At 66.2% G+C, this 11,965-nt stretch carries 7 protein-coding genes and 1 tRNA gene; 6 read left to right on the top strand and 2 right to left on the bottom strand.

The window, feature by feature from the left end:
• Window positions 1-42: 42 nt before the first annotated feature.
• Window positions 43-116: transfer RNA gene (locus ACWUI7_RS05305), tRNA-Val, on the top strand.
• Between the two features lie 533 nt (window positions 117-649).
• Here the strand turns inward: ACWUI7_RS05305 and tatC are convergent.
• On the bottom strand, window positions 650-1,813 hold the full coding sequence (gene tatC, locus ACWUI7_RS05300) for a twin-arginine translocase subunit TatC (protein WP_496641185.1): 1,164 nt from the start codon (window positions 1,811-1,813) through the stop codon (window positions 650-652).
• A gap of 96 nt (window positions 1,814-1,909) precedes the next feature.
• Here tatC and ACWUI7_RS05295 point away from each other — a divergent pair, with 96 nt between their 5' ends.
• Both ACWUI7_RS05295 and uvrA read left to right on the top strand, forming a co-directional pair.
• The gene (locus ACWUI7_RS05295; RefSeq protein WP_496641184.1) at window positions 1,910-4,126 is read left to right on the top strand and encodes a twin-arginine translocase subunit TatC; all 2,217 of its coding nucleotides are present in this window, start codon (window positions 1,910-1,912) and stop codon (window positions 4,124-4,126) included.
• Between the two features lie 49 nt (window positions 4,127-4,175).
• The gene (uvrA, locus tag ACWUI7_RS05290; protein ID WP_496641183.1) at window positions 4,176-7,130 is read left to right on the top strand and encodes an excinuclease ABC subunit UvrA; all 2,955 of its coding nucleotides are present in this window, start codon (window positions 4,176-4,178) and stop codon (window positions 7,128-7,130) included.
• A gap of 28 nt (window positions 7,131-7,158) precedes the next feature.
• On the opposite strand, the gene ACWUI7_RS05285 is transcribed toward uvrA, so the two are convergent.
• On the bottom strand, window positions 7,159-9,147 hold the full coding sequence (locus ACWUI7_RS05285) for a MutS-related protein (RefSeq protein ID WP_496641182.1): 1,989 nt from the start codon (window positions 9,145-9,147) through the stop codon (window positions 7,159-7,161).
• A gap of 125 nt (window positions 9,148-9,272) precedes the next feature.
• Here ACWUI7_RS05285 and larE point away from each other — a divergent pair, with 125 nt between their 5' ends.
• From larE to ACWUI7_RS05270, 3 genes are all read left to right on the top strand, one after another.
• Window positions 9,273-10,244: an ATP-dependent sacrificial sulfur transferase LarE gene (gene larE / locus ACWUI7_RS05280; protein ID WP_496641181.1), complete on the top strand. Its 972-nt coding sequence runs from the start codon at window positions 9,273-9,275 to the stop codon at window positions 10,242-10,244.
• Entirely contained in the window at window positions 10,241-10,519 is a 279-nt protein-coding gene (locus ACWUI7_RS05275) for a glutaredoxin family protein (RefSeq protein ID WP_496641180.1), read from the top strand. The genes larE and ACWUI7_RS05275 overlap by 4 nt, the downstream gene beginning before the upstream one ends.
• Window positions 10,520-10,627: 108 nt before the next feature.
• The gene (locus ACWUI7_RS05270) at window positions 10,628-11,842 is read left to right on the top strand and encodes an alanyl-tRNA editing protein (protein ID WP_496641179.1); all 1,215 of its coding nucleotides are present in this window, start codon (window positions 10,628-10,630) and stop codon (window positions 11,840-11,842) included.
• Window positions 11,843-11,965 lie beyond the last annotated feature (123 nt).

Raw genomic sequence — 11,965 nt, 5'->3', positions numbered from 1 at the left:
AGACAGAAACCGTTTTGAGCCCGCGGCCGATTTCATCGGTGAGGGCTCGTGGTCTAGTTGGTTATGACGCGGCCTTTACAAGGCTGAGGTCGGTGGTTCGAATCCGCCCGAGCCCACTATTGGCGCCGCGAACAATTCGTGAGCGGCGGCACTGTGCGTGTCCGAGGGCGGTTTGAACCCTGTCAGTCGCGCACAGCGAACGACGTGAGCGAGCACGTCTGAATTTGGTTCGAATCCGCTCGAGCCGATTCCGTACGTCTGTGGTGACTGGGTGACCGAGACGACGTCACGACCTCCGGGCATCAATTACCGCCACACCCTCCCCAATACGCATGTGGCCATGGTAGTGCACCCAACACGACCGCACGACCTCCGGGCATCAATTACCGCCACACCCTCCCCAATACGCATGTGGCCATGGTAGTGCACCCAACACGACCGCACGACCTCCGGGCATCAATTACCGCCACACCCTCCCCAACCGATTCGCGTCGGTGCCTCCGGCACCTCGCTCATCCCTCGCACGCGCTCGTGAGCACGCCTCCGGCGCGCTCACGAGGCGCGCGCCACCGCTTGAGTGGAGAGAGTGGAGCCGACCGGTGTCGGTTGGATCGCTGGCAGGTGATGGGTTGTGGAGTCCGGCTTCGTCTTACCGTCCGGTCCACCGGAGGGCCGCGAGCGTTCCTTCGAACAGCGTGATCATGGTCAGCGTGACGATGATCGGGGCCATCCCGGTGGGGTCGGGACTGAACAGGAACGCGATTCCGAGGAATGTCCCCCAAAAGATGAGCCGCTTCTGCTCGAGCCACCGGCGAGTGACGAGATCCATCATGATGGCGAGCATGATGAAAAGCGGGATCTGGAACACGATCGCCATGAACGCCAAGAGGATCACGATCAGGTTGAACGTCTCCGCGAGCCCGAATGCGATCGTCGCGGCGTCACTCGTGTAGGTGGTGAAATACGAGAATATCGCGGGCAACACGAGAAAGTGCGCGAACGCGATCCCGATGCCACCGAGCACGAGACTCGTCGGCACCGCCGCGAGATAGTACCGGCGCTCGTTCGTGTACAGCCCCGGTCGCATGAATCGGTACGTCTCGTAGACGAACGCCGGCAGCCCGACGACGACACCGGCGAGCCCGGCCACTTTCAGTCGCGTGAGCGGCAGCTCGAGCGGGCCGTACAGACGCGGTCGATTCTCCAGTGGCGCCGGAATGTGGTAGCCCCAAAAGTAGTTGATGAGCTCGGTCGACTCGGTGACGACGACGAGCGTCGCAAGCCCACCGACGAGAAACACCACCGCGAGGCGACGCATCATCTCCTCGATGTGTGCGGCCAGTGGCATCTCCTCGTCGGACTCCGGCCCGGCGATGCCTCCGACGTCGTCCGGCGTGTCGACGGGTTCTGCGGCCGACGCATCCACGGTCGCTGCCTCGACCGACTCCGGCGGCCCACCGGTCGTGGTCGCCGCCTCGGCGGCGTCGTCGGCGGCCGCCGGCATCCCGCCGTCGCCACGGCGTGCACTCTCCTGGTCGGCCACTCGGCCTGCGTCGTCGTCTGACGCACCGGCCTCCTCTATCGAGTCAGTCTCTCCGTCGCCCGGCTGGTCAGTCTCACTGTCCCTCCGGCCATCGCCACCCGACTCGTCGCCGGTCGGTGTGTCTCCACCCGACGCGTCTCCGCCTGACGCGTCTCCACCCGACGCGTCTCCGCCTGACGCGTCGGCCGCTGCCGACCGATCGGCGTCGGACGGCTGTGCGCCCGTCGCCGGCTCTGACGGCTCCGTTGGCGGCCGGTCGTCGTCTGGCATTCACCCTAGAGTGGCCGCCGGGTGATTATAGGCCTTTTCGGATAGCGATGGCCGCGGTCGAAAAGGTTGATAACGCGGACGGCCGTCTCACGGCGTATGGCGAGTGCCCTCGACGAAGACACCCAACGGTCGCTCGCGGCCGGCCAGGCGTCGGCGCGAGCGTTCTTACGGTCGATCCAGAAGGATCTCCAAAAGGTGTTCATCGTCTTCTTACTCGGCTTTCTCGCCACGTTCTGGGCGCTGCGCACCACAATCTGGGAGGCGCTGTACGAGATGACGCGCTCGAATATGGCCGACGCTATCGCCGCGGAAGTCGACGTCATCGCGACAACACCATTCGAGGTGATCCTCCTCCAGGCGAAGATCGGTCTCGTCGTCGGCGCGATCGTCGCGCTGCCGGCGCTCGGCTACGTCAGCCGCGATGAGCTTCGCGCCCGGGGCGTGATCCCGCAGTCGCCTATCGCCCGCTGGAAGCTCGCGGCGGTCGCACTGCTCGGGTTCGGCCTCTTTGGGCTCGGCGTCGCCTACGGCCTCTACGCGTTCTTCCCGATTATGTTCGCGTTCCTGGCAGGCTTCGGCCTTGAGGCGGGGATCCAGCCGACCTACGGCATCGTGATGTGGACGGAATTCATCGTCTTCCTCTCGTTGTCGTTCGGACTTGCCGGCCAGATGCCGCTGCTCATCACCGGGCTCTCGTACGCCGAGATCGTCCCGTACGAGACGTTCCGTGACAAGTGGCGGTACGCGGTCGTCGCCATCTTCGTCTTCGGTGCCGTGTTCTCTCCGCCCGACCCGTTCACCCAGCTGATGTGGGCGTTCCCGCTCATCGCGCTGTACGGATTCAGTCTCTACTTATCGAAGCTCGTGGTCACAGCCAAACGCAGTTCCGACCGGGTCCGCGTGCTCGGCTCGATTCGATCCCACTGGAACGTCGTTGGTGGCGCCGCCGTCCTCGGTGCTGGGCTCGTGTACGCCTTTTATACCACCGGTGGTCGGACGGGGGTGAACGCCCTCCTCGAATCTGTCGGCAGCGACTGGCGGTTCCTCGCGCCCGGCACCGAACTCGGCATCGACGCGACCACCGCACTCGCCGTGTACGCCGTCGGCTGGGCCGGTGTGTTCGTTGCCGCCGCGACCCTGTGGGCGGTGTACGCCGACCTCGACACGACGAGCGCGGGCTACCAGTACGGCGACCCGGCGGCCATCGACCTCGAGGAGCTCGACGCGGCCGGTGTTCGGGCGGCGCCAGACGCGCCCTTCGCTGCGATGTCGGAAGCCGAGTCGCTCGCACGGGCGCAGGCCGCCCTCGACGACGACGACCCGGCGAAGGCCCAGGCGATCCTCGACCGGTTCGACGCGGTGGCATCTGAAGACGGTGACGGGGCGGCGTCCGAGGACGGCGACGCAGAGGGGGGTGCAGACAAGGCGTCTGCAGCCGACGATGGTGGCCTCGTCAACAGTGTTGGTGACCGGACATCACGCGCCTCTTCGACGTTCCTCGAGGAACTGACGGGCGACGAGGACGCCGAAGACGACATCGGTGGGTACTACACCGACCTGCGGTTCGTGCTCGATTCGTTGCGCTCGAAGTCGTTTATTCTCCTCGTGGTGTTTGGCGGCGTGATGGCGGCGACGTTCACGTGGCTGTACCTCGGTGGCTTGGCGGCCGTGCGCGCTGACCTCCAGTCGCGGGTTCCCGCTGCGGTCGGCGGCGGCATCAACATTATCACCCTCCACCCGGTCGAGGCGCTCATCTTCATGGTGAAAGTGTCGCTGCTCGTGGGCGGGCTCGCGGTCTTTCCGGTACTGTTGTACGCTGCGTGGCCAGCACTACGTGAGCGGGGGTTCGTCGCCGGGCGAATCCGGCAGGTGTACCTCTGGGCCGGGGCGCTCTTCGGCGGGTTGATCGGTGGCTTCGTGCTCGGCTACGGCTGGATTGCGCCCGGTATCATCGGGTGGCTCGTCACTGACGCCGCAGTCGCGAACATGATCATCACATATCAGGTGAGCGACTTCATGTGGCTCGTTATCTTCACCACGATCGGGATCGGGCTGCTCGCCGATATTCCGATCGTGATGGTGTTGTTGAACAACGCTGGCGTGCCTTACGACGGCTTCCGCGGCCGCTGGCGGGAGGTCACCGTCGGGATCATGGTGTTCGCCGCGGTGTTTACTCCCGCAGACGTTATTACGATGTTCCTGGTGACGATTCCGCTCATGCTCGCGTACGGACTCGGGCTGGGCGTGCTTTTCGTCGTCACCGCTGGCGGCCGTCGGAACCTCTCGCCCCCGGCGGACGTCGTCGGTCGGTGAGTGCCCTGACCGACGGGTATTCCTTCACGCGTCCGCAATAGAGCCTAGAATGAGCAAGGACTACATCGAGGTCCGCGGTGCCAAAGAGCACAACCTCAAGGACCTCGACGTCCAGATTCCGCGCGAGGAGTTCACCGTTGTCACCGGCCTCTCTGGGTCGGGCAAGTCGTCGCTGGCGTTCGACACTGTGTACGCCGAGGGCCAGCGTCGGTACATCGAGTCGCTCTCGGCGTACGCCCGCAACTTCCTCGGCCAGATGGACAAACCGCAGGTTGAGGCAGTAGAGGGACTCTCCCCAGCTATCTCGATCGATCAAAAGAACGCCGCAAACAACCCGCGGTCGACGGTGGGGACGGTCACCGAGCTCCACGACTATCTCCGGCTGTTGTACGCACGCATCGGGACCCAACACGACCCGATCACGGGCGAGGCGGTCGGCGAGCAGTCTGCACAAGATATGGTCGCACAGATCCTTGAGTTTCCCGAAGGTACCCGTGCGAAAATCGCCGCGCCGATCGTTCGCGACCAGAAGGGAGCGTTCGAAGAGCGCTTCGCGTCGCTCGCGGCTGACGGCTACACGCGTGTCGAGGTGGACGGCGAGTCGGTCGACCTAACGACCGAGGACCCTGACCTTGACCAGAACTACGACCACACGATCGACGTGATAGTCGACCGTGTTGTCGTCTCACCGACGGCCCGCTCGCGGATCGCCGACTCGGTCGAAACTGCCCTCGAAGAGGCCGACGGTGCGTTGAAACTGATCGTCCCCGACCCGCCGGCGGACGTCCCGTTCGCCTCGAACAGCCGCTCGACCGGGTCGCTGGCGGCGGACGCCGACGGCGACGAACGTCTCGTCGTCGAGTTCTCCGAAGCGCTTGGCAACCCGAACTCCGACTTCCACTTCTCGGCGATCGAGACCCGCTCGTTCTCGTTTAACAGCCCCTACGGCGCCTGTCCGGAGTGTGAAGGGATCGGGTCGACGAAGGAAGTCGATGAGGCGCTCGTCGTTGAGGACTCCTCGAAGCCACTCAAACACGTCTTCGAGCCGTGGAGCTACGACCGCACGTACTACTCCCGGCAGCTCGACAACGTAGCCGACCACTTTGGCGTCGACGTGGACACGCCCTTCGAGGCGCTCGACGCCGAGATCCGGCGGCAGTTCCTCTACGGCACCGACAACCTCGTTCACTTCGAGTGGACCACGAAGAACGGCACCCGCGAGAAGACGGAGCGCTTCGAGGGAGTCATTCCGAACTTGGAACGTCGGCACGTCGAGACCGACTCTGAGCGCGCTCGCGACCACATCGAGGAGTACATGGCGGTGACGACGTGTCCCGAATGTGACGGCACCCGGCTGAAGACGCAGTCGCGACACGTGCTCGTCGGTGACACGCCGATCACCGAGGTGAATCAGCTCTCGATAGCCGACGCACGCGAACACTTCGAGGGGCTCGAAGCCGAACTCTCCGAGCGGGAGACGACGATTGCCACGGAGATACTAAAAGAGATCCGCGCTCGCCTCGGCTTCATGGAGGAAGTGGGCTTGGAGTATATTACGCTTGACCGGGAAGCGTCGACGCTTTCGGGCGGCGAGAGCCAGCGCATTCGACTTGCGACGCAGGTTGGCTCTGGTCTCGTCGGCGTGCTCTACGTGCTCGATGAGCCGTCGATCGGCCTCCACCAGCGCGACAACGACCGGCTGCTCGACACGCTTGTCGGCCTTCGTGACCTGGGGAACACCCTCCTCGTGGTCGAACACGACGAGGAGACGATGCGTCGGGCCGACGGCATCATCGACATGGGGCCCGGCCCGGGCAAGCGCGGCGGCGAGGTGGTCGCGCAGGGTGACTTCGACGAGATCGTCGCCGCAGACGACTCGATCACGGCCGATTATCTCGCCGGTCGTAAGTCCATCCCGGTTCCCGACGAGCGCCGCGAGGCGGACGGGGAACTGGTCGTGTGCGGCGCCCGCCAGCACAACCTCCGTGATCTCGACGTGGGCATCGAGCTCGGCACGCTCACCGCGATCACCGGGGTCTCCGGCTCGGGGAAGTCGACGCTGATGCACGACGTGCTCTACAAGGGGCTTGTGCGCGAGATGAACGACAACACAAGTGTCGACCCCGGCGCGCATGACACCATCGAGGGGCTCGATCAGATCGAGACGGTGCGGCTCATCGACCAGTCACCGATCGGCCGCACCCCGCGGTCGAACCCGGCGACGTACACCGACGTCTTCGATTACGTCCGCGAGCTGTTCGCCGAGACGTCACTCGCGAAACAACGCGGCTACGAGAAGGGCCGGTTCTCGTTCAACGTGAAAGGCGGTCGCTGTGAGGCGTGTGGCGGCCAGGGGAACGTAAAAATCGAGATGAACTTCCTCTCGGACGTGTACGTTCCCTGTGAGGAGTGCGGAGGAGCCCGGTACAACGACGAGACGCTCGACGTCACCTACAAAGGTGCCACCATCGCGGACGTCCTCGAAATGAGCGTCAAAGAGGCTCATGACTTCTTCGAGAGTCACCGAGGGCTCAACCGCCGCCTGCAGCTGTTACAAGACGTGGGTCTAGACTACATGGAGCTCGGCCAGCCGTCCACCACACTCTCTGGCGGCGAGGCACAGCGAATCAAACTCGCCGAGGAGCTCGGCAAGCGAGCGACCGGCGACACGCTGTATCTGCTCGATGAGCCGACGACCGGCCTCCACAAAGAAGATGAGCGAAAGCTCATCGACGTGCTCCACCGGCTCGTCGACGGCGGCAACACCGTCGCCGTCATCGAACACGAACTCGACTTAGTAAAAAACGCCGACCGAGTGATCGACCTCGGCCCCGAGGGGGGTGAAGGGGGCGGCGAACTCATCGCGAGCGGCACTCCCGAGGCGGTCGCCCACGAGGACGCCTCACACACTGGCCGGTACCTGCGGGATCTGCTCCCCGACGTCGACCTCGAGGGGCCGCGTGACGACCGCCGGAAGCCGGCGACCGCGGCCGACGACGACTGAGCGCTCGATGGCGAATTCACCGACGGGTTCAAAATTTCTCTAGCAAGCCCGCATAGAACCCGCCGCCACGCTCCTCGGCGAGCTTTTCAACGATGAGCTCCGGAGTCGACCGCGCGAGGTGTCCTTCGCGTGGCGATCGATTCACCCGGAGTTCGCCGTCGACGAGCCCGACCGCCTCGATACCGTCGACGGCAAGCGTCGTCGCGGCGGCCGTGCGGATCTCCCGGGCCAAGTGGGAGACGAACACAGCCGTGGTCGACTGTTCGTCGAGCGCCTCGAGGATACCGGCGATGATCTTCGCGGACGCGCCCGGCTCCGTTATCGACTCGAGTTCGTCGACGAGCACGAGGCGACCGTCCGCACCGTCGACGAGGTCGCCGAAGTCGCGAAGCGTCGCCTCGAACGCGCCCGCATCGAGCGTGCCCTGCGACTTCGCGTAGTAGTGGATCTCAGTGAACCGCTCGAGGCGCACTGCCGACGCGGGCACGGGCATCCCCATCTGTGCTAACACGACCACGAGAGCGACGAGGTCGAGTGTCGAGGTCTTCCCACCCGAGTTCACCCCCGAAAGCAGCCGCACGCCGTCGACGTCGTAGTCGACCGGGTCGACGGACGCAAACTCGACGTCCAATAGCGGCGAGCGCCCGCCTTCGATCCGGACATCCGGACCGTCCCCCTCCCCGGGGTCACACACCTCGGGGAGCACACAGTCGAAGTCGCGCGCGAATCGGGCAATTGCGAGCTCCACGTCGAGCTCGAGTGCGTCACGCACCAGCGTCTCGACCGGCTCCCGGAGCGCGCCGAGGTCGGCGGCGAGTTCGGCTTTCAGCCGTGCCGCTCGTCGATCACGCCCGGCTGCCAGCTCGGATCGGAGCCGCGAGACGGCTGTCTCAGCGTGCTCAAGCGGAAACGAAGGGTCACCACCGAAGACGCGGCCGGCGAGCTCGGCCTCCTCTGGGTCGAGCCGGAGCGCGTCGACGAGGTGGTCACACGCCTTCTCGACCGCGGTATCGTACTCGTCGGCGAGCTCCCGGTCGAGCAACGAGTCGACGCGAGCGCCCTGCTCGACGAGCGAGAGGAAATCGGTCCCTTCGATGGTGATGTCGCGCTCACGGATGACCCCGCGGAGGTGGTCGTCGGCGACGGACTCGGCGGTCGCGACGGCCGCGTCGAGGTCGTCGACTGCGGCGGTGAGCCGGTCGAGTTCGGTGTCCCCGGCGATCGTCCCATCATCGTCGAGTCGGTCAAGCGCGTCGGCGAGCGCGTCGAGGTCCGCGACCGGGTCGAGGGTGGCGACATCGTGGACCGCGGCGGCCGCTTCGAGTCGCTCTCGGTTCGTCGCAAAGAAGGTGAGGAGCCGCTCGGGGACTGTCTCGGCCGGGGTCTCGAGCGCGTCTGGCCGGACCCTGACGTCGCCGTCGACGTCCATCCCAGCGAACGCCTCATCGAGGACGATCACAGTGGTGTAGGACCGAGCGAGCTCGGCGATGTCGCGGGTCGCTTCGACAGTCTCGACCGACAGCTCTGGAGCCGCGGCTTCCGCGCGAGCGAACGCCTCGGCGTCGGCGGTTGCCAGACAGCGGTCACGGACCCGAACCGGTGGGGGGTCGACGAGCGGCTCGACACCCTCGAGCGCGCCGAGCACCGCCGGTTCCGGCTCGCGCTCAGTCGCTTCTTCAACGAACGACTGAACCTCATCGATCCGCGAACTCGACCCACTCGGGTAAAACGTCTCCAGGCGCTTTTCGGCGTACTCCGTGACCGTCCGGGACTGTAACAATCCCATTGCGTCGCGGTACACCTCTCGCGCCCGGTCTGTCGCGAGGACGCGGTCGGTGTCGTCGTGGCGGTGGCGGATCGCGCCACGGGCGACACGGGCGGCGCGCGCCTCGGTCACTCCCGGCACGCGAGCAATCGCGGCAACGTTGCCCGACTTGACGACCGTGACCGGATCCTCGAGGGTCCGGAGCGCCTGCGCGGTCTTTTTACCCACCCCGGGGATCGCCTCGAGATCCATTCGTCCGTCGGTATCGCGCCGATCCGCAAAAGCGTGCGGGTGCCGGTCAGGAGCTATCGTAGGGGTTCGGCTTGCACCCCGGCCGGCGCCGACGGGCTTTTTTCTCCCACCGCTGAATCGGTGGCATGGATCACCCATCGCCCATCGTGGGTCCCGGCGACCCGCTTGCGGCGGATGCGGACGCGCTTGAGGCAGAGACCGCGGCGAAGGCCCGGTCGGCACGCGACGCGCTGGCGACGCGTGAGGGCGTCCTCGTCGCCTTCTCCGGTGGTGTCGACTCGTCGGTCGTCGCGGCGCTCGCGTACGACGCTCTCGGTGACGATGCGGTCGCCTGTACCGCCCGCAGCGAGACGCTCCCCGCAGCAGAGCTCGAAGACGCCCGACGTGTTGCCGCCGAGATCGGCGTCCGTCACGACGCGGTCACGTTCTCGGAGCTTGACGACCCGAACTTCGTCGCGAACGACGGCGACCGGTGTTATCACTGCCGGACGATGCGACTCGGTCGAATGTACGATCGCGCCCGCGAGCTGGGGATCGACACGGTGTGTGATGGGACGAACGCGGACGACCCCGGCGAAGGACACCGTCCTGGGCTCCGCGCTGTCGACGAGCTCGACGTCTCCTCGCCGCTTCTCGACGCCGGGATCACGAAGGCAGAAGTCCGCGCGATCGCGGACGCGTACGGACTCTCGGTCGCAGACAAGCCGTCGATGGCGTGTCTTTCTTCGCGAATCCCGACCGGGCTTGAGGTCACCGAGGCGCGGCTCTCTCGCGTCGAGAAGGCCGAGCGACTCCTCCGCGAGTGGGGGTTTGAGGGGTTCCGCGTCCGCGACCACGACGGACTCGCGCGCGTCGAGATCGCCCCGACGGAGCTGCCACGGGCGCTCGACCCGGCGTTCGCCGAGGCGGTCCACGAGCACCTCAGTGACCTCGGCTTCGAGTACGTCACCCTCGACATGGCCGGCTACCAAACCGGGAGCGTGAGCCCGGGCGGAAGCGACGACGCGTCGGACTCCGATGTGTCGGACACTGAGTCGTCAGACTCCGATGTGTCGGACGCTGAGTCGTCAGATCTCGGGCGGCGATATCCGCGATGAGCGGGCGTTCGGCCGACAACCAGGGCCCGATTCCCGTCACGGTGTACACCAAGGATCCGTGTCCGCTGTGTGTGGAGGCGGTGGAGACGGTCGAACAGGTCGCAACCGACGCCGACATCTCGATCGACCTCGCGCTCGTCGACGTCGAGACCGATGCCGAACTGGCCGCAGAGTACGGTGATCGAGTTCCGTACGGGTTCGTCGACGGACAGCCGGCGTTCAAGTACACGGTCGACGAGCGGTCCCTGCGGCTCCAGCTCCTCGCGGCGACCTGATCGGAGGGGTCGCCGGTCGAGTTGTCCTCGCTGGGTTGTCCCGTCGTCACCGGTCACCCGACCAACGCGCCGCGTATCTATTTATCGCCGGCGACTAACGCTCTGACGATGACGGCATCACGTGCGCCGGCCGAGCCGGCGGTTCGCGAGTTCGAGTCGACGGTGGAGGCGGTCGACGGCCACGCGGTCGTCCTTGAGGAGACGTACTTCTACGCTGCGTCTGGCGGACAGCCGGCCGATAGGGGGACGATCGCGGGCCTCGCAGTCGAAGACGTCCAGGCGCACGACGGCACCGTGGTACATCACCTCGACGGTACAGCCGATTTTGCGGCGCTTCCCGAGCCCGGCGACACGGTGACCGGGATCGTCGATGACGCGTTTCGAACGTACTGCACGCGAGCGCACACCGCCTCACACGTGCTCTACGGCGCGGCCAGACGGATCTGCACTGGACTCGGCTACGCCGGATTTGATATCTCCCCGGAGAAGGTCCGCGTCGACCTCACGAGCGACGAGCCGCTCAACGACGCGGCGCTCGTCGAGCTCGAGCGACTCGCAAATCGTGCGGTGTGGGAGAGCCGCGACGTCTCGTGGGAGACACACCCGGTCGAGGAGGCGCGCGCACTGGACGACATCGCGTTCAACACCAAGACAGAGGAGGGCGCGATGGGCGGCGGCAGCGTTCGCGTCGTCACGATCGACGGCTGGGACGTGGCCGCCTGCGGCGGGACCCACGTCACGAACACGGCGACGATCGGACCGATAACCGTCCTCGATCGGTCGAACCCAGGCGAAGGGGTGACTCGGGTCGAGTTCGCGGTCGGACCGGACGCCATCGACCGCGCCGCGACGGTCCACGAGGCGGCCCGCGACGCTGCCGCGGCAGCCGACAGCAGCCTCGAGGCGCTACCGACGACGGTCGAGCGTCTCACAGACGAGACCGACCGGCTGTCGTCCGCGCTTCGAGACGCCCGCAGCGACCTCCTCGCCGCGCGACTCGCCGACCTCCCAACCGTCGAGCGGGCGGATGAGCGGTGGGCGGTCGGCACCATCGCCGACGCCGACCCGAACGACCTCCGAGAGCCCGCCACAGCGCTACTCGAGACCGAAGACGGCCCAGACGTGGCCGCGGTCGTCGGCGAGGGCGACGCGCCGTTCCTCGTCATCGCGGCTACCTCTGAGGCCGACGTAGACGCAGGCGAGGTGGTCTCGGCGGCGACCGAGGTGTTCGGCGGCGGTGGCGGTGGGGGGCCGACGTTTGCTCAGGGCGGCGGACTTGACGTCGACACTGAGGAGTTGGTCGTGTGGCTCCGTGAGCCGTGAGTCGACAGTGCGCCGGCAGCACAGACCCGAAATCACGTCACCGCCGGGCTCGTAGAGACGGCTAATGCCCACACCGTCACCCGGCCCAGACGGCTCCAGTGGCCCGACCGACACTGAGGGATC

The organism is Halorubrum orientale (assembly GCF_059623105.1).
This window is presented reverse-complemented; position numbering and strand designations above follow the sequence as displayed.

Coding starts and splice junctions, on each gene's coding strand:
- ACWUI7_RS05285 (WP_496641182.1), bottom strand. CDS start 9,147: ATGGATCTCGAGGCGATCCCCGGGGTGGGTAAAAAGACCGCGCAGGCG.
- ACWUI7_RS05295 (WP_496641184.1), top strand. CDS start 1,910: ATGGCGAGTGCCCTCGACGAAGACACCCAACGGTCGCTCGCGGCCGGC.
- ACWUI7_RS05275 (WP_496641180.1), top strand. CDS start 10,241: ATGAGCGGGCGTTCGGCCGACAACCAGGGCCCGATTCCCGTCACGGTG.
- ACWUI7_RS05270 (WP_496641179.1), top strand. CDS start 10,628: ATGACGGCATCACGTGCGCCGGCCGAGCCGGCGGTTCGCGAGTTCGAG.
- tatC (WP_496641185.1), bottom strand. CDS start 1,813: ATGCCAGACGACGACCGGCCGCCAACGGAGCCGTCAGAGCCGGCGACG.
- uvrA (WP_496641183.1), top strand. CDS start 4,176: ATGAGCAAGGACTACATCGAGGTCCGCGGTGCCAAAGAGCACAACCTC.
- larE (WP_496641181.1), top strand. CDS start 9,273: ATGGATCACCCATCGCCCATCGTGGGTCCCGGCGACCCGCTTGCGGCG.